Here is a 24611-nt window from a genome sequence, read left to right as displayed (position 1 = left end):
CGACGCTGGTCTTTTACCGAGAGAATGCGACGGGAGTACGACAAGTCCCAACCGCCATCGGCGTGCGTCGCCATGCCGGCGAGGATCGCGATGCTGTGTGAAGTGCTTCACATCCGCAATTCGAAAAGCATGCGCAGACAGGGATGCCAACTTGACGGATCGAGCCGTCACACGGTTCCCAACTGCCCGCCAGACCACCGGCGGGCATCTTTTTGTCAGAAACGCTCGATGCGGCACTGATAACAATTGTTGCGCGCCGAGCGGACGTGGACATAGGCGATGTCAGCGCGCTCAAACAGCGTCTCTGCCCGCGCCGCAATGCCGCCAGTCGGAATGACGCCGCCGCTGCCATAGACGATGCGGTCATCCGCACCATAGCCGCGCACGATATAGTCGCTGCTCTCAAGCATCTCTGGAAGCGCTTCTGTCTCGGCTGCGCGTTCGCATTCCTGCGCATGCAGGAAGATCGGTCCTGTCTCGGCGTAAGGCTGCAACGCCGGAAACGGCCGATAGGCCATGATCAGATAGCCATCGCCTTCGGCGACGTTTCTCAGGCAATGCCGGCACGGCACCCCGTCGCCATCTGAAACCTTCCGCTCCGGCGTTTGCCCGTAGGCGTCCGGCCCGCCGCGCTGCAGCGCTCTCACATCTTCTGTCGGCAAGGCTTTGAACTGGACGGTCATGGCTAAATCTCCGGTGTGGTTGACCGGAAATTATGCCCCCGCCGAGGTGCTTCCCACCCGATTCCTGTCAACTGTCAGCAGCCCGGCCAGTCTCAGGCCGGACTGCTTCGGCATTGGGCAGGTCCCGCGCCGGCTCAGCGGATGAAATCGTCGAAGCGGCGCAGCATCACCCGGCGCCTGCGCCAGTTCTCGTCCTGGGTCCGCACGAGCAGGAATTCCTCGCCATGAACGGTCGGTTCGGCCTTCAGTCGGAGAAAGTCACGGCCGCATGACGCTGGCCGAGCGCTCGGCGAACGACAGCGGATGCACGGTCTCCTTCTTTTGCGCCACCGGCGCAAAACCGAGCTTCTGGTAGAGCGGCAAGGCAGCCGGATGGTCGAGCGTGCAGGTCTGCACCGTTACCCGTTTCGGCCCATACGACCATGCTGCGGCAATCGCCGCACCGAGGAACCAACGGCCGATGCCTTGCCCGGTCGCATGTTCCATCATGCCGAAATAGGCGAGCTCGACTTCCTCTGGCAAATGCGGCTTGAGGTCGAAGAAACCGGCCGGCGCGCCGTCGAGATAAAGCACCCTGATGTCGCGGTCCTCGCGGTGGATCCCGGCGGCAAGCTCGTCATCGTCCAGCCTCAGCACATTGACCCAATGCCATTTGCGCCCGACCCGATCCATCAGATAGCGATAGAAATGCAGCGGAATGTCCTTGGTCCTGAGCAGCGCGATCTGCCTGTTGTAGGGCAAGGGCGGCGAATAGGCCGGCGGCACATGCATTTCCAGAAACGTGACCGTGACCTCGATGTCGTCCAGCGCGCCATTTTCCATCGCCATCATTCCTTGCCCGTCACCACGGGCGTGTCTGCCAGCCCGCCCCATTCCGTCCATGAGCCGTCGTAGAGCCGGTTGTCGGTGTGGCCGAGCGTCTCCAGCGCCAGAGTGACGACAGCCGCCGTGATGCCGGAACCGCAAGAGGTGACGACCGGTTTCGACAGATCGATACCGGCATCCTCAACGGCCTTGCGCAACTGGTCCTTCGACAACAGCGCGCCATCCAGCGACAGCGCCGAATAAGGCAAATTGTGCGCGCCGGGCATGTGGCCGGAGCGAACACCCGCGCGGGGCTCTGGCTCGGCGCCGGTGAAGCGGCCCGCGCCTCGGGCGTCCGCAATCTGGCTCTCGCCAGTCTCGACGATGCGGCGCATGTCGGCAAGGCTGGCGACGCGAGCGGCATCGAAATCGGCATGAAACACATTCGGCGCGATCTTGGTCGGCTCCGCCGTCACCGGCCGGCCCGCCGCCTTCCAGCGGTCGAAGCCGCCGTCGAGCACATAGACCTGGAACACGCCCATGACGCGGAACATCCACCAGGCGCGCGGCGCCGAGAAGAAACCCGGACCGTCATAGACGACAATGGTGTCGTCGGCCGAAATTCCCATGGCGCCTACATATTGCGCCAAATGCTGTGGCGAGGGCAGCGTGTGCGGCAGCTTGGCATCAGGATCGGAGGCCGCATCATGATCGAAGAATCGCGCGCCCGGAATATGCGCAGCCTCATACTCGGCGCGCGCATCGCGCTTCTGCGCCGGCAGATACCAGGATGCATCGACGATCGTCAGGCCGGGCTCGCCAAGACGGCTCTGCAACCAGTCCGCATCGACGATGAAAGAGCTGTCATCGGCCATTGTTCTTCTCCTGCTCCGCCTTGGCGAAGCATTGCTTCCTGTTGACCATGATCTTCCCCGAAAACCGGCTTCCACTTTTCGGGATCATGGTTCGTTCAAGCCACCGGCATTGGTCCGAAGCGAATGCGAAAACGCCGGTTTTCGCGGCCCTTCTTCTCGATCTTGCCGATATGGATTTCACCGACTTCGCCGGTGCTTTTGACATGGGTGCCGCCGCAGGGCTGGCTGTCGATCGAAGCGTTGTCGCCGATGCAGACCAGGCGGATCTTGCCGGTGCCGGCGGGCGGCCGGACATTCTTGGATTTCACCAGGCCAGGATTGGCTGCCAGTTCCTCGTCGGTGATCAGCCTGATGAAGATCGGATGATCGGCTCGCACCAGCTCCATCAGCCCGGCGGTGACGTCTTCCCTGGTGAAGCCGGCATCGGGAGCGTCGAAGTCGACGCGGCTGTCATCTTCGGAAACCGCGGCACCGGTAATCGGAAACGGACAGACGACGGTGAGCAAATGGCAAGCTGCGTGCATGCGCATCAGGAGATGCCGCCGCTCCCAGTCGATGGCGAGTTTCACCTGCTCGCCGACCTCGGGTGCCGGCTGCTCCGGCGCCGGCACATGGATAATCTCGTCCTTGGTCTCGCCGGTGATGGTGGCGGCAATGGCGATGCGGCTGCCGTCGGCGCGCTCTAATGTTCCGGTATCGCCAGGCTGGCCGCCCGATGTGGCATAGAAGATGGTCCGGTCGAGAATGATGCCGCCGCGCTCGTTGATGGCGACAACAGTGGCGTCAGCCGCTCTGAGATAGGCGTCGTCGCGAAACAGCGCTTCTGTTCTGTGCGCCATCAGGCGACCTTCTCATACGGCACCGAAATTGTGCTGCGCTCATCCATCCAGCCCGGCACCGGCAGGTTCTTATCCCGCAGGAATTCCGGGTTGAACAGCTTCGACTGGTAGCGCGTGCCATAGTCGGCAAGGATGGTCACGATGGTGTGGCCGGGGCCAAGCTCGCGCGCCAGCCGTATCGCGCCGGCAATGTTGATGCCGGTCGAACCGCCGACGCACAGGCCTTCTTCCTGGATCAGGTCGAAGACGATCGGCAGCGCTTCCTCGTCCGGCACCTGGAACGAGAAGTCCGGCGTGAACCCATCGAGATTTGCCGTGATGCGCCCCTGCCCTATCCCTTCGGTGATCGAGCTGCCGTCGGACTTCAATTCGCCACTGGTGTAGAAGGAATAGAGCGCCGCACCCAGCGGATCGGCGAGTGCGATCTTGACGTTGCTGCTCCTGGCCTTCAGCCCGAAGGCGACGCCGGCCAGCGTTCCGCCCGAACCCACCGCCGAGACGAAACCGTCGACCTTGCCGCCGGTCTGCGTCCAGATTTCTTCCGCCGTGGTGCGGATATGGCCGTCGCGATTGGCAACGTTGTCGAACTGGTTGGCCCAGATCGCGCCGTTCGGCTCCGACCTCGCCATCTGCTCGGCCAACCGCCCCGACAGTTTCACGTAATTGTTGGGGTTCTTGTAAGGCACCGCCGGCACTTCGATCAGCTCGGCGCCAAGCAGCTTGATCGTGTCCTTCTTTTCCTGGCTCTGGGTGTCGGGAATGACGATCACTGTGCGATAGCCCAGCGCCTTGGCGACCAGCGTCAGGCCGATGCCGGTATTGCCTGCCGTGCCCTCGACGATGACGCCGCCCGGCTTCAACAGCCCGCGCTGTTCGGCGTCGCGGATGATGAACAGGCCTGCGCGATCCTTGACCGACTGGCCGGGGTTCATGAACTCGGCCTTGCCCAGGATCTCGCAGCCGGTCTGCTCCGAGGCCTTGTTGAGGCGGATCAGGGGCGTGTTGCCGATCGCTTCGATCACAGAACGGGGCATCCGGGATTCCTTATGTAGCTGCGGCGAGACCCTAGAAACCCGAAGCGTGCGTTTCAAGGTAAGAATTCGCCTGGTCCAGTCGCATTTCGGGCACTGCAATCTCCCGCGGCCGGACAACGCGCGATGACGATCATTTCAACCAGTACGGAAAAGCGCTCTTTTCATTCGATTTTTTCACCGCTAGAGCACTAATGACAGATCGGCAGGGCGCAGAATGACACTTTACCGGGCCAACCCGAAGCACGGCGTCGCCTGGATAACCGGCGGCAGCAGCGGCATCGGCCGTGCGCTGGCCAAGGACCTCGCGGCAAAGGGCTTTGTCGTCGCGGTCACCGCACTCGACGGCGACCCACTCGACGCGCTCATCGTCGAGACGGCGCAGATGCCGGGACGTGTCGTCGCCTACCCTTGCGACGTCACCGATGAGCCGCGCATGGCAAGCACGGTGGCGGCGATTGAAAAGGAGCTCGGGCCGATCGTGCTCGCCGTCTTCAACGCCGGCAACTACATCGCCACGCCCGGCGAAGACCTCAGGGTCCGCGACTTTCGCCAGACCTTCGAGGTCAACTATTTCGGTATCATCAATGGCCTCGTCCCGCTCATGGAGCGCATGCGCATCCGTGCGCGCGGCCATATTGTGCTTGTCGGATCGGTTACCGCCTATTTCGGCTGGCCGACCACGGCGGCCTATGGCGGCTCGAAGGCGGCGATCAACATCTTGGCCGAGTCGCTGAAATACGATTTCGACAAGATGAATGTCCGGATCCAGGTGATGAATCCGGGCTTCATCGACACGCCGCTGACCGAAAAGAACATGCTGCCGATGCCGGGACTGATGCCGGTCAACCGCGCCTCGCGCCGCATGCTGCGCGGCATCGAGCATGGCGGCTTCGAGGTTACCTTCCCTCACCGGCTGAGCTGGGGGCTGAAGGTGCTGGCACTGCTGCCAAGGCCAGTCTGCCGGTGGTTCATCAGCACGGCGACCCGCTGGACAGGGCGGCCGCTGAATTTCGACCGCAAGCCGCCGAACCAATAGCTGTCCACAGTCCGGCTGTTGCCTGACTGCACCGGCCGCCATAGGCTTTAGAATTGTTGTGGAGTCTGAGATGGGGCGACGGATCGTGCTTGCGGTGCTGGGCGTCGTCATCATCCTTGTCTTGGCCCTCCTGCTTGGTCCGCGCGTTCCCGTCGACACAACAATCAGCTTCGACCCCAAAGTGATCGGCGACGATCCGCAAGCGTATATTGCGCGCGAAGAGGCTGCCGTGCCCAACGTTCGCGACGGGCTCGAGAAAGAAATCATCTGGGCCGATCCGATGGTTCACGCCAGGACGCCATTGGCGATCGTCTATATCCATGGCTTTTCGGCATCGAAGGGCGAGGTTCGCCCGCTGGCCGACGAGGTCGCCGACCAACTCGACGCCAACCTTTTCTACACCCGCCTCACCGGTCATGGGCAGGACGGCGCTGCTATGGCGCAAGGCAGCGTCAATGCCTGGATCAACGACTATCAGGAGGCGCTCGCCATCGGCCGAGCCATCGGCGACAAGGTGATCGTCATCGGCACCTCGACCGGTGGATCGCTGGCGGCATGGGCGGCGACTGAGCCTGGCGCATCGGACGGCGTCGCTGCAATCGCATTCATCTCGCCGAATTTTGGCATCAGGGCTTCAGGCGCCGAGCTGCTGACCATGCCCTGGGGCAGGCAGATCGCCGATTTCGTCGGCGGCAAGGAGCGCAGCTTTCCGACCCGCAACGCGCTGCACGAGAAACTCTGGACGCACACATATCCAATGGCAGCTGTGCTACCGATGGCGGCGCTGACCAACCTTGCCTACGCAGCGCCTGTGGAGAAGGCAACCATACCGGCGCTGTTCATCTTCTCGGATTCCGACAAGGTGGTGCGCCAGGATCGCACCCGCGAAATCGCCGGCCGCTGGGGCGCACCGCATGAACTGGTGCCCGTCGACGACAATGGCGATCCCGACGACCACGTCATTGCCGGCGACGCGCTGTCGCCCTCGACCACGGCTTTCCTGGCGCAGCGGATCGTCGTGTGGGTGAAGGCAATTACCGGGCAGCCCTAAACGAAAAGGACGGCCGAAGCATTGCCCCGGCCGTCCTCATATTCAATCGTCAGCAATCAAGCCAGGCTCGACGAGCCTGACCGGTTCGTCTGATCAGGCAGCCCGCGCAGCGGGCCGCTTGCCGCCGAAGCGGCGCTTGTTGTTGCCCTTGAAGGCCTTGGCGCCTTCCGGCTTGCGCTCGCTTGCGCCCGCAAAGGCCGGCTTGTCACCAAAACGCTTCTTGGCGAAGCCGTTGTTCTGGCCACCGGGCCGCCTGCCGTCGCGACGGCCATTGCGGTCGTTGCGATCATTGGCGGGCTCGAAGCGCTCGTTCTTTTCGGCCGGATTGCGCACCGGATCCGGGCTGCCGAGATGGTCGGCAACGATCGGCAGCTTGCTGCGGATGATGCGCTCGACCTGACGCAGCTTGCTGTTTTCGGAAGGATCGCAAAGCGTGATGGCGATGCCGTCCATGCCGTTACGGCCGGTACGTCCGATGCGGTGGACATAGCTTTCGGCCTCATCCGGCAGGTCGAAATTCACCACATGGCTGATGCCGGGAACGTCGATGCCGCGCGCCGCGATGTCGGTCGCGACGAGAATGCGCACCGAACCCTCGCGGAAATCGTTGAGCGCCTTCTGGCGGGCGTTCTGCGACTTGTTGCCGTGGATGACGGCGGCCTTGAAGCCGTCGCGCTCGAGGTCCTTGGTCACCCGGTCGGCGCCATGCTTGGTGCGCGAGAAGATGATGACGGACTTCATTGCCTCGTCGGCGAGCATCGTCGACAGCACCTGGCGCTTCTGCTTGGTGCGGGCAAAGACGACGCCCTGCACGATCTCGGCGGCCGCGGTGCTCTGCGGCGCGACTTCGACGCGGATCGGGTTCTTCAACAGGCCCTTCGCCAGCTCGGCGATTTCGTTGGGCATGGTGGCCGAGAACAGCACCGTCTGACGGTCGGGCGCGGTCGCCTTGGCGATCCGCTTGACGTCGTTGATGAAGCCCATGTCGAGCATGCGGTCACCCTCGTCCAGCACCAGCCATTTGGTGTCGGAGAGAATGAGGTCGCCCTCGCGCACCAGGTCGGTCAGGCGGCCGGGCGTGGCGATCAGGATGTCGACGCCGGGCGCAACCTTCTTCACCTGGCTGAAGCGCGAGACGCCGCCAAGCACGAGAGCGGTCGAGACATGCGCGCCCTTGGCGAGGATCTTGATGGTGTCCTCGATCTGGACGGCGAGTTCGCGCGTCGGCGCCAGGATCAGCGCACGAGTGGTCTTGGCTCGGCGCTTGGTGCCGAGCGCGATGATCTTCGACAGGATCGGCAGCGCGAAGGCAGCGGTCTTGCCCGAGCCGGTCTGGGCGATGCCGAAGATATCACGGCCTTCCATCTGCGGCGGGATCGCCTGCGTCTGGATCGGCTTCGGCTCGGTGAAGCCGGCGCCATGCGTCGCCTTGAGCAGCGCGCCGGTAATTCCAAGAGCTGCGAAACCGGTGAGTTCCGTAGTGTTGCCGGCCGAGATTGCGTTACCGGCTGAGGTGTTTTCGTTGGTCAAAATAGTCTTCTTTCACGCGGTCTTGGCCGCAAACATCGATGGCGGCAGGGCGCAACCTGCCGTCGAAAAATTTGATATGAAACGACAAGGCGGGCGGACGGTAACGTCCACTCGGCTGCGCTGTCGTGCCCGCAGGCGTCATGCCACGGGGCTCTTTCGCCACTTCGTGATGTATCGGAAAGAGAGGCCGATATACCGGAAAGAGGGAAAACAGACGCAACCAGTCTCATTTGTCGAGAAGGCCGGAATCTCCGGCCCAAGCGCCTATGGGCTGCATATGGCTGAGTTCGCTCCGGAATGCAAGGGGCCACATGTTGCAGCGCAATAATCGAGGCCGAAAGCGGCGCTTGCACACGCCTGCAGCCATCATTACCACAAAGGCAGCTGCCATTTCTGGGGACCGAGCGATGAAGGACGTGCTGAAGGAACTTGAGCGCCGCCGCGAGATCGCCCGCATGGGCGGCGGCCAGGCCCGCATCGACGCCCAGCACAAGAAGGGCAAGCTCACCGCGCGCGAGCGCATCGATGTCTTTCTCGACGAAGGCTCGTTCGAGGAGTTCGACATGTATGTCGAGCATCGCTCGACCGACTTCGGCATGGAGAAAACCAAGATCGCCGGCGATGGTGTCGTCACCGGCTGGGGCACCGTCAATGGCCGTCCGGTCTATCTCTTCGCCAAGGATTTTACCGTCTTCGGCGGCTCGCTGTCGGAGGCTCACGCCGAAAAGGTCATCAAGGTGCAGGAGATGGCGCTGCGCAACCGCGCGCCGATCATCGGCATCTACGACGCCGGCGGCGCCCGCATCCAGGAAGGCGTGGCGGCGCTAGGCGGCTATGCCGAGATCTTTCAGCGCAACGTGCTCGCATCCGGCGTCATTCCTCAGATTTCCGTGATCATGGGCCCGTGCGCCGGCGGCGACGTCTATTCGCCTGCGATGACCGACTTCATCTTCATGGTGCGCGACACCTCTTACATGTTCGTCACCGGGCCGGATGTGGTCAAAACGGTCACCAACGAGACGGTGACGGCCGAGAGCCTTGGCGGCGCGTCCGTCCACACGACCAAATCGTCGATTGCCGACGGCGCCTACGACAATGACGTCGAGGCGCTGTTGCAGATGCGCCGGCTGGTAGACCTTTTGCCCGCGTCAAATACGTCGGAGCTTCCTGAGATCGAGTGCTACCAGTCGGTCACCGACCATGATCTGTCGCTCGACCGGCTGATCCCAGACAACGCCAACAAGCCTTACGACATCAAGGAGCTGATCCTCAAAGTTGCCGATGAAGGCGATTTCTTCGAGATCCAGCAGAACTTTGCCAAGAACATCGTCACCGGTTTCGGCCGCGTCGAAGGCCGCACCGTCGGCTTCGTCGCCAACCAGCCGATGGTGCTGGCCGGCGTGCTCGATTCCGACGCAAGCCGCAAGGCGGCGCGCTTCGTGCGCTTCTGCGACTGTTTTTCCATTCCCATCGTCACCTTCGTCGACGTCCCCGGCTTCCTGCCCGGCACCGCGCAGGAATATGGCGGCCTGATCAAGCATGGCGCGAAACTCCTGTTTGCCTACGCCGAGGCGACCGTGCCGAAAATCACGGTCATCACCCGCAAAGCCTATGGCGGCGCCTATGACGTGATGGCCTCAAAACATCTGCGCGGCGATATGAACTATGCCTGGCCGACGGCGCAGATCGCGGTGATGGGGGCGAGAGGCGCGGTCGAGGTCATCTACCGCAAGGATATCGGCGACGCCGAAAAGATCGCAGCTCACACAAAGGCTTACGAGGACCGTTTCCTGTCGCCCTTCGTCGCCGCTGAACGCGGCTATGTCGACGAGGTGATCATGCCGCATTCGACCCGCCGCCGCATTGCCCGGGCACTGCGCATGCTGCGCAACAAGGACATGCAGAACCCTTGGAAGAAGCACGACAACATCCCGTTGTAACATCCAATGTCGCGACTGATCATCAGCGCCGGTCGGCGGTTTGGCAGGTTCACGGTCCTGTTTTTCGTTGTTCCCGCTCTCATCATCTTCTGCGTCTGGATGTCCCTGCTCGACAACCATCCAATCTGGTTTATCGCCAGCGGCTTCGTCGTCATGCCGATCGCCACCACGGCCTTGGCATTTCTGTTCGGCACATTGTTTGCGGGCTTCCGACGCAGCAAGATCAAAGGCGTCAGTGAAGCAGAAGCGCCCGGCCTGTGGGCGCTGTGGCGGAGCGTCGCCGGACCGCACCGTGCTGCGCGCACGGTTGTCATACTAGAGGGCAACCTGAACGCCAGCGTGCGCGAAGAGCGCACGCTTCTCGGCCTTCTCGGCAATCGGCTGTTTCTAACCATTGGCATCCCTCTCCTCGCAGTGACCGATGAAAGAGCGCTTGCCGCGATCCTTGCCCATGAGGACGCGCATGTGCGCAACAAGGATACCAATGGCAGCCTCAATCTCGCTGAGTTCGAAAACGGTTTCGGATTTGTCTTCGAGTATGCCCCGCCCGGAACCACGATCACAGGCAGCCTGCTCCACGCCGCTATCGGCTGGCTGTCGCAATCGTTCGAGCGGGAAGAAATCCGGCTTTCGCGCGAAGCGGAGATCAAGGCAGATCGACACGCGGCATCCTCCGGCGACGCCGAGCACGCCGCACGCGCGCTGTTGCTTCTTGCCACGGCAGACGTGCATTTCACGGAGACGGTCTATGACCCTTTGCAGCATGAATTGCGAGGTGCTTTGCGTCCGCCGCGACCGCCGCTCGAGCGCATGCTGGAAGCTGCCAGCCAGCTGCGAGAACCCATTTGCCTCGATGTTTGCGCCCGCAAGGCGTGGGCAAGCCCGGATGACGCAAAGTCCACCCATCCATCATTGGCTCAACGGCTGGCGGCGCTTGGCTACACGGAGCCGCCCGACCTGGACCCGATCGCCGTGACCGCGCTCTCGACGCTGCTGAACTCGAGCGTAGCACAGCGGCATATTGCGGAATTCGACACCAAATGGACTGCGCGGATGGAAGACCATCTGCAGCGCTGAACTGGTGGTCGCCCAACTCCCAGGCTCACTCCTCTTCTGCCGCCCCGAACCCCGCATCCCTGGGGGCGCTGGTCGCGCTCGCCCAAGGCGTCGCGTGGTTGTCGATGCGCATCTGGAAGATGAAATAGGTCGGCGAGCAGTAGCCGATGCCTTTCACCTTGGCGGCGCCCGGCGTGTCGGGCGGCAGCGACTGGCACATATAATCCTCGCGGCAGAAATGATCGGCCGAACAGGCGGGACGGTTGCCGCGGTTGACCGCGCCGCCGAGGCACTGGTCGAAATTGTTGGTGGCGACGCAGGTGTCGAATTTCTTGCCGCCGACCATGCCGCAAATTTCCGATGGCATCGGCTTGCCCGTCTTGAAGGCGGCGAAGCTGCGGTCCTTGTCGTCGCAGCCGCGATAAGCGATGCCTGCCGGTACGCCGATTTTCGGTGGCCGGCAGGTGTAGGCGGTCCGCGAAAAGGTCGGCGCAAAAGCAGCGAACTGGCCGGTGATCTTGTAGCGGTCGTTGAACGGCTGAGACGGGTTGCTGGCGATCGACCCGGTCAGGCAGGGATGGCCCGAAAACATCTTTGGACTGTCCTTGGGCAACAGACATTGCGCCAGCGTGGTGCGCACGCCTGAGGCCGTCGCCAGCGGCGTGCAGACGGTGCCGCTACCGCATTGCCAAGTCGCGCCGAAGCGTCTTGCATCATCCGGCATCAGGCACGTCATCGCCATCTCGGCCGGGGCGTAGTCGACATCGCCGGCATCGGTCCATGTCGCCGGCGGCGCAAAGGACAGCGGCCGGTAGCGGTTCGGCTCCTTGCCTTCTTCGGTCGCGCGCAGCCAGGCCTCACGTCGCGCAATCTCGGCATGGAGATGCGGCGAGATGCCGACTTCGATGCGGTTGAGCGGCGACGTCGTTTTGTCGTCGAGGCCGATGAAGTGAAAGCCGGCCGTCGAGCCCGCCTGGTGGCAGCCCTGGCAGGCGCCATTGTCCAGCCGCTCGACCAGCGCCTCCGGTGTCCGCACCAGCTTTAGCGCCGCATAGTCCAGGCCGGCGAAATCCGCTGGCTGGAACAGCGGCGTGAACGGATGGTTGGCCTGTCTCGCGCTGCCGAAGGTCGACCACGAAATGATTTTCTTCGCCAGGAATTCGTCGGGGATTTCGTAGACGCCGAGATCGACCGCCGCGACATCGGCGATGACGTAGTCGGCGAGCCTTTTCTTGAGTGCAGCATTGTCCGAGAGCTGCGCAACGTCAGGCGTATTCTCCAGCGGCTTCTCGCTGATGGCAGCGCCATCGATGCCGAAGATCCGCATCAGATAGGCCGCCTGCCCGCCGAATTCGGTCTCCTGTCCCGAGGGAAAACGCACCACCTGCGCATTGAGCTCAAGCTGTTTGAAGTTCAGTTCCTCCGGTGCCAGCGGCCCGCCGGCCAGCCAGCCGGCATCAACGTTTTCGTCGATCTGCGGTGTCCAGCGCCCGGCAACGCCGACGCAGCCGCCATCGGCATCCGGCGCCACGCTGTAGACGGCGTTGAAATTGAATGGCAGCCGCGATGCCAGAACCTTGCCGTTCTTGCGGAAACTGTAGGCCAGGCGATAGACAAAGCGCACCTCGCCACAGCTCTTGTCACCTTGCAGCGCGGTGAAGTCACGCCGGTCCAGCCGGTTGACGACGCCGACCAGGCGGAAGCGCGCGGCCTCGGTCTTCAGCCAGCGCATATCCATGATGCGGCCGACATTGCCGTCGGTCACCTCGTAGAGCGTGCGCCCGCCGGCCTTTATCTCGGCCCGCAGCGTGGCAATATCGGCCGCAACCATGTCGACAACGGCACGATAGGCCGGCGCCTCACTGTAGAGCGTCTTCAGATCGTCCGGGCCGTCGACGGCGAAAATGCGGGCGAAGCCAAAACCCTTGACATCGAGGGCGGCGAGCACCGCCGGATCGTCGACGATGGTCACGGGCTCTTGAGCACGCACGCCATGTGACGCGAACAGCGCGATGATGGCCGCAACGACGAACGCGAAATGCTTCATCTGATCGCCACCTTCTGCCGTGCATCGACCAGTTCACGCAGCACCGGCACCAGTGCCAGCGGGAGATCCTCGGCGATCAGACCCGGTCCAAAGCGGCTGCCGGCCTCGGCGTGTATCCAGACCGCTGCGCAGGCGGCCTCGAATGCCTGCATGCCCTGCGCCAGCAGCGCGGCGACAATGCCCGCCAGCACGTCGCCGGAACCGGCGGTGGCGAGCCATGGTGCACCATTGGCGTTGATCACCGCGCGGCCGTCCGGCGCCGCGATGACGGTGTCGGCGCCCTTGTAGACCATGATGGCGTTGGCTCGTTCAGCGGCTGCGCGCGCCTTGGCGAGTTTCGACTGCTTCTTGTCCTTCGCGATGTCGGGAAAAAGTCTGGCGAATTCGCCCTCATGCGGCGTCAGCACCAATACCGGCGCCAACGGGAGCAGCGCGGCGTCGAACAGGGCCTGAGGCTGATGCGCCAATGACGTGATGGCGTCAGCATCCAAGACAATGGCAGGGCGCTGAATTCCGAATGAACTCGTCGACATGCGGTTTAGGTCAGCGACCGTCGCGATCAATTGCAACGCGAAATCCCCCACCTTGGGTTTCGGCCCGAGCCCTGGTCCGAACACAAGTACTTCGGGGTGCCTCGCCGACAAAAATTCCTGCACTTCCTCCATCGAACCGGCCTCGCGCAGCATGATCGATGTCAGATGCGCGGCGTTTACCTGTATGGCATTTTCAGGCGAGAGCACGGTCACCGCCCCTGCCCCGGCTCTGGCTGCAGCCATCGCCGACAGCCGCGCCGCACCTGTCGCGCTCGGCCCGCCGGAAAAGACGCTGACGTGGCCGCGCTTATACTTATGTGTATCGACCGCCGTTTTCGGAAAACTGTATAGCCAGAAGTCAGGCGTGTTCTCGAACGTCTTGATCTTGAACTCATCGACGATCGCATCCGGAATGCCGATATCGGCGACGATGATCTCGCCGCAGAGGCTGCGCCCCGGCATCAGCAGATGGCCGGGCTTTTTCCGCACGAACGTCACCGTCACGTCGGCCTTGAAATAAGCGTTGCTCAAGCCGGTCTCGCCCGACACACCAGAAGGCAGATCGATTGACACCACAGGCACGCGCTCCGCCGCGGCCAATCCTGAGACGGCAGACGCATGCAGGGATATCTTCTTCGACAATCCCGCACCATAGAGCGCGTCCACGACGACTTCACCCGGTTCCGGGTAGCAGTGTCCGATGTGCTCGACCGGCAGATTGCAGGCCTCGGAAGCTCGCGCCGCATCACTCCCGGGCTTCTGCTTGCCTTCGGCCCAGAGCGCCACATTCACACCAGCCTCGGCCAGCAACCGCGCTACAACATAGCCGTCGCCACCATTATTGCCGGGGCCGCACAGCACGTGCACGCGGCTTGCTGCGGGATAGCGTGCCAGGACCACAGCAGCGACCGCTTCGCCGGCGCGCTGCATCAGGCCATAGCCGTCGAGCGGACCGGCCGCGATCGCCAGCCGGTCGGCCTCGCCCATCTCGGCCGGCGACAGGACTTCATTGCTCATGGATTGCCGATCCGCATTTCGTTCAAGGCCGACCCCTTTGTCCCTATCGAGCATTGTCCAGTTTCGGATTCGAAGCAAACGGCCAGGTGCTGCGTTGGCGTGCGGCCAATCCTTTCGCAGACTGGTGCCACGGATCCGCGCGGGCCTGCAAAATGCGCAATCTGCCTAATTATCGTGCAGACGCCCGAAGCGGCAATGTGTAGGCTTCGGGCAGCTTTGCCGCAGCCGAAGCAGAGGATGACGCGAATGTGCATCCCGGCGCGGCGCGGCATTGGAATTGCGCGAAACCGCTTCGCGTGGGCTGAAATTGGCACAGTTCGTGCTTGATGGAGGCGCAAGCGGGGCGCACAACCCGTTTTTTTGGCAGTGGAGGCCACTTTTTACATGAAAAAGATCGAAGCGATCATCAAGCCGTTCAAGCTAGACGAAGTGAAGGAAGCGCTTCAGGAGGCCGGTCTGCAAGGCATTACCGTGACCGAGGCTAAGGGCTTTGGCCGCCAGAAAGGCCATACCGAACTCTATCGCGGCGCCGAATATGTCGTCGACTTCCTGCCCAAGGTGAAGATCGAAGTCGTGCTGGGCGACGACGCCGTCGAAGGCGCCATCGAAGCCATCCGCAAGGCGGCGCAGACCGGCCGCATCGGCGACGGCAAGATCTTCGTCTCCAACATCGAGGAGGTCGTTCGCATCCGCACCGGCGAAACGGGGATGGACGCCGTCTGAGCTTTCTGATTTCAGATTAACGTCTCCTCGAAACGTCATCACACAGGGAAGAAACGACATGACGACAGCCAAAGACATCATGAAGCAGATCAAGGACAACGACGTGAAATTCGTCGACCTGCGCTTCACCGATCCGAAGGGCAAGCTGCAGCACGTGACGATGGATGTCATCGAGGTCGAGGAAGACATGTTCGCCGACGGCGTCATGTTCGACGGCTCCTCGATCGCCGGCTGGAAGGCGATCAACGAGTCCGACATGGTGCTGATGCCCGATGCGGACACCGTCCACATGGATCCGTTCTTCGCCCAGTCGACCATGGTCATCCTGTGCGACATTCTCGATCCAGTCTCCGGCGAATCCTACAACCGCGACCCGCGCGGCACCGCTAAGAAGGCCGAGGCCTACATGAAGGCCGAAGGCATCGGCGACACCATCTATGTCGGCCCCGAAGCCGAGTTCTTCGTCTTCGACGACGTCAAGTACAAGGCCGATCCCTACAACACCGGGTTCAAGCTGGACTCGACCGAACTGCCGTCCAACGACGACACCGACTACGAGACCGGCAATCTCGGCCACCGCCCGCGCGTCAAGGGCGGCTACTTCCCTGTGCCGCCGATCGACAGCGCGCAGGACATGCGCTCCGAAATGCTGACCGTGCTGGCCGAAATGGGCGTGCGCGTCGAAAAGCACCATCACGAGGTTGCCGCTGCCCAGCACGAGCTCGGCATCAAGTTCGACACGCTGGTCCGCAACGCCGACAAGATGCTGATCTACAAATATGTCGTGCACCAGGTCGCCAACGCCTATGGCAAGACGGCCACCTTCATGCCGAAGCCGATTTTCGGCGACAACGGCTCGGGCATGCACGTCCACCAGTCGATCTGGAAGAACGGCAAGCCGACCTTCGCCGGCAATGAATATGCCGGCCTGTCGGAGTCGTGCCTGTTCTACATCGGCGGCATCATCAAGCACGCCAAGGCGATCAACGCCTTCACCAACCCGCTGACCAACTCCTACAAGCGCCTTGTGCCTGGCTATGAAGCCCCGGTGCTGCTCGCCTACTCCGCGCGCAACCGTTCGGCCTCCTGCCGCATTCCGTTCGGCTCGTCCCCGAAAGCCAAGCGCGTCGAGGTCCGCTTCCCCGATCCGGGCGCGAACCCCTACCTCGCTTTCGCCGCCATGCTCATGGCCGGCCTCGACGGCATCAAGAACAAGATCCACCCGGGACAGCCGATGGACAAGGATCTCTACGACCTGCCGCCGAAGGAACTGAAGAAGATCCCGACCGTCTGCGGTTCGCTGCGCGAAGCGCTGCAAAGCTTGGACAAGGACCGCGGCTTCCTGAAAGCCGGCGGCGTCTTCGACGACGACCAGATCGACTCTTACATCGAGCTCAAGATGGCCGAAGTGATGCGCTTCGAAATGACCCCGCATCCGGTCGAATACGACATGTACTATTCGGTCTGAACGATAACCTCAGCGACAAGGAAAAACCCCGGCGTCAGTTCAGACGCCGGGGTTTTTGTTTGACCAATAGCAGACTGTAGACGTGGTAGCAGGAGGCTACGGCGCAGGCTTACGAAGCCTGCGCCGCTATAGATGCTTAGGCGGCCGCCGAAACCTGGGCGCTGGTCGAAACCTCCGCGATGGTCTTCAGGATCTGCGAAGCGATCTGGTAGGGGTCGCCTTGCGAATTCGGGCGGCGGTCTTCCAGGTAGCCCCTGTAGTCATTGTTGACGAAGGAATGCGGCACGCGGATCGAGGCGCCTCGGTCGGCGATGCCGTAGCTGAAGCGGTTCCACGGAGCGGTCTCATGCTTGCCGGTCAGGCGCTTGTCATTGTCCGGGCCGTAGACGGCGATGTGGTCCATCAGGTTCTTGTCGAATTGAGCCATCAGCGCTTCGAAATAGGCCTTGCCGCCGACTTCGCGCATATAGGCGGTCGAGAAGTTGGCGTGCATGCCCGAGCCGTTCCAGTCGGTGTCGCCGAGCGGCTTGCAGTGATACTCGATGTCGATCTCGTACTTTTCGGTCAGGCGCTGCAAGAGATAGCGGGCCATCCACATCTGGTCGGCGGCCTTCTTGGAGCCCTTGCCGAAAATCTGGAATTCCCACTGGCCCTTGGCCACTTCGGCGTTGATGCCTTCATGGTTGATGCCTGCTGCGAGGCAGAGGTCGAGATGCTCCTCGACGATCTGGCGCGCGATCGGGCCGACATTCGAATAGCCGACGCCGGTGTAGTACGGGCCCTGCGGCGCCGGATAGCCGCTCTCGGGGAAGCCGAGCGGACGGCCGTCCTTGTAGAAGAAATACTCCTGCTCGAAGCCGAACCAGGCGCCCTCGTCGTCGAGGATGGTGGCGCGCTTGTTGGACACATGCGGCGTCACGCCATCTGGCATCATCACTTCGCACATCACCAGCACGCCATTGCTGCGGGCCGGGTCCGGGAATACGGCGACCGGCTTCAGCACGCAGTCGGAGCTGTGGCCTTCGGCCTGCTGCGTCGAAGAACCGTCGAAGCCCCACAGCGGCAGCTGCTCGAGCGTCGGGAACTCGGCGAACTCCTTGATCTGGGTCTTGCCGCGAAGATTGGGGACCGGCGTGTAACCATCGAGCCAGATATACTCGAGCTTGTATTTCGTCATTCTAGAGCCTCTCGTTGCTTGATCACCGAACCTGGATGACGCCGGCGCGCCGAGCCATCCAGCAGCCCAGCTGCCGGTCGATAAAATGCAAATCGTGTGCCACTTCAGTTGGTCAGGGTGCGGCAAAAATGCCCTTTCATCCCGCCGGTGATGGCAAGCCGCCTAAGCAATGCGCCCGGATCAATCAAAGGCAGAATTTGCTTAAATAACAGGCAAATGCCGATCTTTCTTTAGGCATCTTGCCTAAAAGGATTGCAGGACCTACCTTGATGGAAAGATGAATCGAAGAGCCTCTCCAGAAGAAAGGAGACCGACCATGGAAATCACCTCAGCCCGTCCGTCGGCCAAAATCCTGATGTTCCCGGTGGCAGCGCGTGCGGGTGCCTCAAATTTAGGCGTAAAGGCCAAGTTTGCGGCAGAGCTTGCTTCGCTGCGCGATCACCCGCTTGCCCATGGCGAGGCCTGGTATCATGAGGCCGCCATTGCGGAGGCCGAACAGCCTCGCAAGAGCTAGGCGTCTTCCGCGCTGATAGATCGAACAGGCCCACAAATCAAAAACCCGGCGCGATCGCTCGCGCCGGGTTTTTTGCTTGATACAGAGCCGTCGGCTACTGCTTGGTATGCAGGTCGGTGCCGAGCGTATCCCTGACGAAGATCATGCCGATGATCAGCGTCACCGCCGCGATCACCACCGGATACCAAAGGCCGTAATAGATATCGCCCTTGTAGGCGCTGAACGCGAACACGATCGCGGGCAGCAGGCCGCCGAACCAGCCATTGCCGATGTGATAGGGCAGTGACATGCCGCTGTAGCGGATGCGTGTCGGGAACATCTCAACCAGGATCGCCGCGATCGGCCCGTAGACCATGGTCACGTAGAGGACCAGGATGAACAGGATGCCGATGACCTTTGCCCAGTTGACCTGTGCGGGGTCGGCAAACATCGCGAACGCGCCCGCTGCCGGAACGCTGTACACGGTCACCTCGGTGGCGCCCGCGGCCTCATCCTTGGTCAGCACCTTGTCCTTGATGGCCTGTTCGGTCGGGACCGCGGTCTTTTCGCCGGCGCGTATGGCTGCCGCATCGAGCTTCAGTTCAGGATTGGCCGCGACAAAGGCGTCGAGCTTCTGGTCGGCAACCTTGGCGGCAGCACGCTTCAGCGGATAACCGCCACCCTGAAGCGCGAGGTTGATACCCTTCTTGAAGGCAGCGTCGCTGGCAGCCTTCTTGTCGCCCGCGGCCTTGGCATCATAAGACGCCACGGTTTCGCTGCCGATCATGACACTCGCCGGGGTCCCCGCCGCCGCCGTCGAGACGATGTCGTAAGGCACCGAGTTCTTGGCAAGGAAATCGGTCGCGATATCGCACGAACTGACCGGTACGCGCGTGCCGGTCGGATTGAACTGGAAGTTGCAGTCTCCCGGAGCCGCCGTCACTGTGGCGCGCGTGTTCTGCTGTGCTGTGGCGAGCGCCGGATTGGCGGCCCAGGTCAACGCCTTGAACAGCGGGAAGGTGGTGACGACCGCCAGCGCAAGGCCGGCCATGATGATCGGCTTGCGGCCGACCTTGTCGGACAGCCAGCCGAAGAAGACGAAGAAGCCCGTGCCGAGTGCCAGCGCAATGGCGATCATGATGTTGACCGACTGCGCGTCCACCTTGAGCACATTGGCCAGGAAGAACAGTGCATAGAACTGGCCATTGTACCATACCACGGCCTGACCGGCGGTGAGGCCGAACAGCGCCAGGATGGCGATCTTGGCGTTTTTCCACTGGCCGAAGGCTTCCGACAGCGGCGCCTTGGAACTCTTGCCCTCTTCCTTCATGCGCAGGAAGGTCGGCGATTCCGAAAGCGACAGCCGGATCCAGACCGAAATGCCGAGCAGGATAGCCGAGACCAGGAACGGAATGCGCCATCCCCAGGCGTTGAAGGCGTCCTTGCTTACGGAATTCTGCACCAGCAGGATGACAATCAGCGACAGGAAAAGGCCGAGCGTCGCCGTCGTCTGGATCCATGAGGTGTAGAAGCCGCGACGGTCGTCCGGCGCATGTTCCGCGACATAGGTCGCGGCGCCGCCGTACTCGCCGCCAAGCGCCAGGCCCTGCAGCATGCGCAGCGCGATCAACAGGATCGGCGCCAGAATGCCCAGTGTCTCTGAACCCGGAAGCAGGCCGACAAGGAAAGTCGACAGACCCATGATCATGATGGTGACAAGGAATGTGTATTTGCGGCCGACGAGATCGCCGATGCGGCCGAACACCAGCGCGCCGAACGGGCGCACGATGAAGCCGGCGGCGAAGACCAGCAGCGTGAAGATGTAGCGGGTGCTTTCGGGAAACGAGTTGAAGAAGGTCAAGCCGATCGCGCCGGCCAACGCTCCGTAGAGATAGAAATCATACCATTCGAAAACCGCGCCCAGCGAGGAGGCGAAGATGACCTTCTTCTCCTCTCGTGTCATGCCGCGGCTGGCTCCGCCGGCGGTCGATGCCAATGCCATTGAACTGTCCTCCCGTGAATCGTCTGCCTTCGACGCTGGGCGTCATCGTCGGCGTTCCCTCTGAACGCGACTCGAACCAGCCATCAGCGTAAAAAATGACAGAAAGCGACCGCTGGAGGCAGACAGACCTTGGATTTATGACTTTGGTATTAGGTGCAGTGCGGCAAAGGCCGAGGATCAGGTCTTCAGCGCATCGAGCAGGCCGACGGCCGCCATCATGTCGCGTTTGCGGGCCGAGCGGCGTGCGACAGCCTCGGCATCCTGGCCCCAATGCTCGATCTGCCAGTCCTCGTCGACATGGCCGGCGGCCCAAGCCGCGTCGCCATCGAGCGCGCCGTAATCGACCGCCAGCGCCAGCAGCGCCGACCCGGTCAGCGAAGTCATGACATGGATTGCGGCCAGCCGCAGCGGCTCGGCACGCTGGGCAAGATGAGCGCCGAGCACTGCGATGCTCTCGCGCGGCTGCTCGACATGGATGATGCCCTCGGCGAGATTGAACCGAGCCCCTAATGTCGCTCTCGCCCAGTCGATCACCGGATCCCAATGCTGGTTCTGCCGCTCGACCAGCCTCTGTGGCGCGTCGGCGCGGTAGCAGGTCAGATCGGACGAGGCGAAGCGCAAGACGTCCTCCAGCACCGCCTGCGGGTCGCTGGCGACGCCGTCGATGGCGGTGTTGACCAGACGCAGCACCGGCATCGTGACCGGGTCGATGGTCTCGCCCTGTGCAGCGAACTCATTGGCGACCAGGGCGGCGGCCTTTTCGGTCGGCAGCGCCAGCAGCGCCTTGCCCGGCGTGCGCACCGGCTTGCCGTCGAGATGGACGGCAAAACCGTCCTCCACAGCTGCGACCGACACGTCCTTGTAGAAGCGCTTCGGCAGGTGCGTCTTCATCTGGATCTGGGCGCGGCGGACCGGATCCGGATCGGACAGATGCTTTCCCGCTTCGAGGTCGTTGAGGATGTCACGCATGGTCGAACTTTCTATCCAGGTACCTGCTTGCGCGCCGGCCGGTTGACGATGATCAGGCCGACTGCGATCAGCCCAAGCGCCACAAAGATCCTGGTCGTTGGCGCCTCGCCAAGAATGATAGCGCCGCAGAGGACGCCGAACACCGGCGACAGGAAGGCGAAGCTCGACAGGCCCGATGCCGGATAGCGCCTGAGCAGCCAGAATCACAGCACATAGGTGAAGGCAACTATATAGAGCGACTGGAACAGCAGCGCCAATGTCGGCAAGGCACTGACCGCGCGGATCGGCGGGCCGGCGAAAGGCAGAACCAGGACACCGACAATGGCCGCACCGGCCAGCTGATAAAGCAGCAATTTCTCGGCACTGGTCTCGACCAGTTTCGAACGCTTGATGACGATGCTGGTCGCCGCCCACAGGATGCCCGAGCCGAGGCTGAGCAGATCGCCCATCAAGGTCACGTCGGTGCCGCCGGCAATCCCGTCGGAAAACACCGCCACAAGGCCACAGAAGGCAAGCACGAGCCCGCCAAGCTTGCGCGCGTTGATACGCTCACCGAGCAGGAAATGGCCGCCGATCAGGACCCAGAACGGCATGGTGTTGACCAGCAGTGTGTTGCGGGCAACGGTCGTGTATTCCAGCCCGATATAGAGGCACAGGAACTCGACGCCGAACAGCACGCCGACAATGATGCCGGCGACAAGCGACCCGTCGGCCTTAAACAGCCTGATGCCGCGCAGCCAGCACCAGCCGAGCACACAGAGCCCGCCGATGATCGAGCGTGCGATCGAGACGAAAACCGGATCGAAGCCGGCATAGGAGATCTTGGCAGCGACGTAGTTCAATCCCCAGGAAAAGGTCAGCCCGACCATGATGGAGGCAGCCGCCAGATCGACCGCATCGCGGCGATCCAATGCCGAGGCAACGGCCAATGTCAGTCCTCCGCGCTGGCGTCGTCGAAGCCGATCAGGTTCCAGCTCTGGCGCATATGCGGCGGCATCGGCGCGGTGACGTCGATGACGCCCTTGTCCGGGTGCGGAATGACGATGCGGCGCGCATGCAGATGCAGGCGGTTCTGAATGCCGCCCGGAAAGTCCCAGTTGGTGTCGGCCTCGAAATATTTGGGGTCGCCAAGGATCGGGCAGCCGATATAGGCGGCATGAACGCGCAGCTGGTGGGTGCGGCCAGTGTACGGCTCCATTTCCAGCCAGGTCATCGTCTGAGCCGCCTGCTCGATGATGCGGTAGTAGGACACGGCGTGGTCGGAGCCCTTTTCGCCATGGGCTGCCACGCGCACGCGGTCGCCGTCCTCGGTGGGCTCCTTGATCAACCAGGTCGAGATCTTGTCCTCACGCTTGGGCGGGACACCCTTGACCAGCGCCCAATAGGTCTTCTTGGTCTCACGCGCCCGGAATGACTCGGAAAGCTTCATCGCCGCAAGCCTGGTGCGGGCAACCACCAGCACGCCCGACGTGTCGCGGTCGAGCCGGTGCACCAGGCGCGGCTTCTCGCCCTTCTGGCTGCGCCAGGCCTCCAGCATGTCGTCGACATTGCGGGTGACGCCCGAGCCGCCTTGCACCGCCAGGCCCGCCGGCTTGTTGAAGACGAAGACTTTTGGATCTTCGTGGATCAGCATCTTGGCCAGCACATCGGCGTCGCCCTGGTTGCGGATCGAGTAACCCGTAAGCGCACTCTCGCCCTTCTTGTCGACCTCGAGCGGCGGCACACGCACCACCTGGCCGGGCTCGACACGGCTGTCGGCCTTGACCCGGCTGCCATCGACGCGGATCTGGCCCGAGCGCAGCAACTTCTGCAGATGGCCAAAGCCGAGGCCGGGGAAATGGGTCTTGAACCAGCGATCGAGCCGCATGCCCGCCTCGCCGGCCTCCACCGTGATCTGTTCTACGCCTGCCATGATTTTCGCTTTATCCGTTTCTAACGTGTGACCCCGAAAATCTACTCCGGCTTTCGGAAAGGATCATGCGCAAGATCAAAGTTTCTGCAGCGCGTCCAGGAGGATGCGCCGTGCTCCAGGCGGGGCAATAACACTATGAAACGGTTCTTGCGAGCCAAAGTCCCAGAAACAGGGCGATAATGGCGCCAACGACGCTGGCCAGCGCATATCCCAACGCCGGCAGCGTCGCTCCGCGCTCCCATAGGGTCGCGAAATCGAGCGAAAAGGCGGAGAAGGTGGTGAAGCCGCCAAGGATGCCGGTGGCGACGAACAGCCGGAGCTCATTGGAACCGCCGCGCCGCATCAGCGCGGCGATGAACAACCCCATGGCAAATGAGCCGACGATGTTGATCGCCATCGTCCCCCAGGGATAGTTGGGGCCGACGAGGCGCAAGGTGCCGATGTTGGTCAGGTGGCGGATGCCGGCGCCGATGCCGCCGCCGACCACAACAAGAAGCAGATTGAACATGCCCGTTTACTGCCCGGCCAAGGCAGTGCGGTCAATCCCTTCAGGCCAACGCCTCAGGTCGTCTCGACCTTCTTTGCCTTGCTCGAGCCGATCATCTTCCAGTTCTTGTAGAACATGGAATTGATGCGCTCGACGGTGACCGAAACGATGGCCAGAAGTCCGGCGATGAAACCGGGGAACGGCGACGGGCGGATGATGTCCATGAACACGCAGTAGCGGCGCCCATCATACTCGTTGACCGAGCGGTGCAGCAGCGTGTCGTCGAAAATATAGAGCGGGTTGTCGTGCCAGTAATTCCTGGCGCCGTTGCATTCGACGAAAACCTCTGCCTTCACCGGCAAGAGATTGTAGAGGATGCGCAGGCTGAGCCGCAGCGGTCCAAAATGCCAGGAAGTCGATTCCTTGCCTCTGAAGACAGACACGGCAATGGTCTTGATGTATTTGAAATCCTTGTTGAATTCCGCGACATTGTCGATCCGGTGCTTGCCGTACCACTGATAGACATACATGCCGCGACGACCGGTGCCGAAATTGGCGTCGATATCGGCGATGATCTCGTCCTTGCGCGCCTTGAAGACGTCAAGAACCTCGTTGACCTCGCGCTGATAATCGGCGGGAAACTGCTCCAGCTTCCACACGCCCGGGTTCCTGTAGCAAACGAGGTCCACCAGCAGATTGAAGGGCGACAGCAGCCAGGTGAAGATGCCATTGCCGAGGAAATAGCCGCGCAACAGCGACAGATCCTTGTTGGCGTTGCGCAGCACATCGATCAGGCCGCAGACGATCCAGATCGTGGTCAGGATCGGAATGAAATAGAAGCCGAGCGCGAGCAGCGGGACAGCAATCACAGCCTGGCGAAGCGTTTTGCGAAGGGATTTTGTCATTTTCTGTTCGCGCGGCGCGCTGTCCCCGTT

The 24611-nt window shown here is 62.3% G+C and carries 21 protein-coding genes and 1 pseudogene; 7 read left to right on the top strand and 15 right to left on the bottom strand.

Annotated features, from left to right (window positions below; all coding sequences use genetic code 11):
* Positions 1-215: 215 nt before the first annotated feature.
* The 5 genes from NLY42_RS21040 to NLY42_RS21015 form a co-directional block, all read right to left on the bottom strand.
* Positions 216-683, bottom strand: coding sequence for a DUF1203 domain-containing protein (locus NLY42_RS21040; protein ID WP_023736671.1), 468 nt, complete (start codon positions 681-683; stop codon positions 216-218).
* 258 nt (positions 684-941) lie between these two features.
* Positions 942-1505, bottom strand: a complete 564-nt coding sequence (locus tag NLY42_RS21030) for a GNAT family N-acetyltransferase (RefSeq protein ID WP_023682574.1) — start codon at positions 1503-1505, stop codon at positions 942-944.
* Between the two features lie 5 nt (positions 1506-1510).
* The gene (gene sseA, locus NLY42_RS21025; protein WP_023755204.1) at positions 1511-2362 is read right to left on the bottom strand and encodes a 3-mercaptopyruvate sulfurtransferase; all 852 of its coding nucleotides are present in this window, start codon (positions 2360-2362) and stop codon (positions 1511-1513) included.
* 95 nt (positions 2363-2457) lie between these two features.
* Positions 2458-3201 carry an alanyl-tRNA editing protein gene (locus NLY42_RS21020; RefSeq protein WP_023736674.1) on the bottom strand — a complete coding sequence of 248 codons (744 nt, stop codon included), beginning with the start codon at positions 3199-3201 and terminating at the stop codon, positions 2458-2460.
* Entirely contained in the window at positions 3201-4235 is a 1035-nt protein-coding gene (locus tag NLY42_RS21015; RefSeq protein ID WP_023682581.1) for a cysteine synthase A, read from the bottom strand. Before NLY42_RS21015 ends, NLY42_RS21020 begins: the two co-directional genes overlap by 1 nt.
* 214 nt (positions 4236-4449) lie before the next feature.
* On the opposite strand from NLY42_RS21015, the gene NLY42_RS21010 reads away from it, so the two are divergent.
* Positions 4450-5271 carry an SDR family oxidoreductase gene (locus NLY42_RS21010; RefSeq protein ID WP_023698793.1) on the top strand — a complete coding sequence of 274 codons (822 nt, stop codon included), beginning with the start codon at positions 4450-4452 and terminating at the stop codon, positions 5269-5271.
* 70 nt (positions 5272-5341) lie between these two features.
* The gene (locus NLY42_RS21005; RefSeq protein WP_023755203.1) at positions 5342-6322 is read left to right on the top strand and encodes an alpha/beta hydrolase; all 981 of its coding nucleotides are present in this window, start codon (positions 5342-5344) and stop codon (positions 6320-6322) included.
* Positions 6323-6415: 93 nt separating this feature from the next.
* Here the strand turns inward: NLY42_RS21005 and NLY42_RS21000 are convergent, their stop codons facing one another.
* Complete coding sequence (locus tag NLY42_RS21000; RefSeq protein WP_023698795.1) at positions 6416-7852, bottom strand: DEAD/DEAH box helicase; 1437 nt, start codon at positions 7850-7852, stop codon at positions 6416-6418.
* Positions 7853-8259: 407 nt separating this feature from the next.
* On the opposite strand from NLY42_RS21000, the gene NLY42_RS20995 reads away from it, so the two are divergent.
* Positions 8260-9792 (top strand): acyl-CoA carboxylase subunit beta, encoded by a 1533-nt coding sequence (locus tag NLY42_RS20995; protein WP_023698796.1) that lies wholly within the window; start codon positions 8260-8262, stop codon positions 9790-9792.
* A gap of 6 nt (positions 9793-9798) precedes the next feature.
* Positions 9799-10869 carry a M48 family metallopeptidase gene (locus tag NLY42_RS20990; protein ID WP_023755202.1) on the top strand — a complete coding sequence of 357 codons (1071 nt, stop codon included), beginning with the start codon at positions 9799-9801 and terminating at the stop codon, positions 10867-10869.
* Positions 10870-10894: 25 nt separating this feature from the next.
* Here the strand turns inward: NLY42_RS20990 and NLY42_RS20985 are convergent, their stop codons facing one another.
* Together NLY42_RS20985 and NLY42_RS20980 are read right to left on the bottom strand one after the other, a co-directional pair.
* Entirely contained in the window at positions 10895-12895 is a 2001-nt protein-coding gene (locus NLY42_RS20985; protein ID WP_023755201.1) for a hypothetical protein, read from the bottom strand.
* On the bottom strand, positions 12892-14445 hold the full coding sequence (locus NLY42_RS20980; protein WP_023755200.1) for a bifunctional ADP-dependent NAD(P)H-hydrate dehydratase/NAD(P)H-hydrate epimerase: 1554 nt from the start codon (positions 14443-14445) through the stop codon (positions 12892-12894). The genes NLY42_RS20985 and NLY42_RS20980 overlap by 4 nt, the downstream gene beginning before the upstream one ends.
* A 384-nt stretch (positions 14446-14829) precedes the next feature.
* Between NLY42_RS20980 and NLY42_RS20975 the strand changes: the two genes are divergently transcribed.
* Together NLY42_RS20975 and glnA are read left to right on the top strand one after the other, a co-directional pair.
* Positions 14830-15168 carry a P-II family nitrogen regulator gene (locus tag NLY42_RS20975; protein ID WP_006205430.1) on the top strand — a complete coding sequence of 113 codons (339 nt, stop codon included), beginning with the start codon at positions 14830-14832 and terminating at the stop codon, positions 15166-15168.
* 58 nt (positions 15169-15226) lie between these two features.
* On the top strand, positions 15227-16636 hold the full coding sequence (glnA, locus tag NLY42_RS20970; RefSeq protein WP_023672775.1) for a type I glutamate--ammonia ligase: 1410 nt from the start codon (positions 15227-15229) through the stop codon (positions 16634-16636).
* 136 nt (positions 16637-16772) lie between these two features.
* Here the strand turns inward: glnA and NLY42_RS20965 are convergent, their stop codons facing one another.
* Positions 16773-17813, bottom strand: a complete 1041-nt coding sequence (locus NLY42_RS20965; protein WP_023755199.1) for a glutamine synthetase beta-grasp domain-containing protein — start codon at positions 17811-17813, stop codon at positions 16773-16775.
* A gap of 316 nt (positions 17814-18129) precedes the next feature.
* On the opposite strand from NLY42_RS20965, the gene NLY42_RS20960 reads away from it, so the two are divergent.
* Positions 18130-18327 carry a DUF2735 domain-containing protein gene (locus tag NLY42_RS20960; protein ID WP_023682589.1) on the top strand — a complete coding sequence of 66 codons (198 nt, stop codon included), beginning with the start codon at positions 18130-18132 and terminating at the stop codon, positions 18325-18327.
* A 94-nt stretch (positions 18328-18421) separates the two neighbouring features.
* Here the strand turns inward: NLY42_RS20960 and NLY42_RS20955 are convergent, their stop codons facing one another.
* The 6 genes and pseudogenes from NLY42_RS20955 to NLY42_RS20930 all read right to left on the bottom strand — a co-directional run bounded on the left by NLY42_RS20955 (position 18422) and on the right by NLY42_RS20930 (position 24581).
* Positions 18422-20308 carry an MFS transporter gene (locus tag NLY42_RS20955; protein ID WP_023755198.1) on the bottom strand — a complete coding sequence of 629 codons (1887 nt, stop codon included), beginning with the start codon at positions 20306-20308 and terminating at the stop codon, positions 18422-18424.
* A gap of 177 nt (positions 20309-20485) precedes the next feature.
* Positions 20486-21277, bottom strand: a complete 792-nt coding sequence (locus tag NLY42_RS20950; protein ID WP_023755197.1) for an ATP12 family chaperone protein — start codon at positions 21275-21277, stop codon at positions 20486-20488.
* A gap of 11 nt (positions 21278-21288) precedes the next feature.
* A pseudogene (locus tag NLY42_RS20945) lies at positions 21289-22146 on the bottom strand (DMT family transporter).
* A gap of 62 nt (positions 22147-22208) precedes the next feature.
* A complete protein-coding gene (locus NLY42_RS20940) occupies positions 22209-23189 on the bottom strand; it encodes an RluA family pseudouridine synthase (protein ID WP_023755196.1) in 981 nt (326 codons plus the stop codon).
* Between the two features lie 133 nt (positions 23190-23322).
* Positions 23323-23697: a fluoride efflux transporter CrcB gene (crcB, locus tag NLY42_RS20935; RefSeq protein WP_023672768.1), complete on the bottom strand. Its 375-nt coding sequence runs from the start codon at positions 23695-23697 to the stop codon at positions 23323-23325.
* 53 nt (positions 23698-23750) lie between these two features.
* On the bottom strand, positions 23751-24581 hold the full coding sequence (locus NLY42_RS20930; protein ID WP_023698807.1) for an aspartyl/asparaginyl beta-hydroxylase domain-containing protein: 831 nt from the start codon (positions 24579-24581) through the stop codon (positions 23751-23753).
* Between the last annotated feature and the right edge of the window lie 30 nt (positions 24582-24611).

Source organism: Mesorhizobium sp. C372A, assembly GCF_030323245.1.
GTDB lineage: Bacteria > Pseudomonadota > Alphaproteobacteria > Rhizobiales > Rhizobiaceae > Mesorhizobium.
Note: the sequence above shows the minus strand (reverse complement) of the source record. Positions and strands in the feature narration are given on the sequence as shown.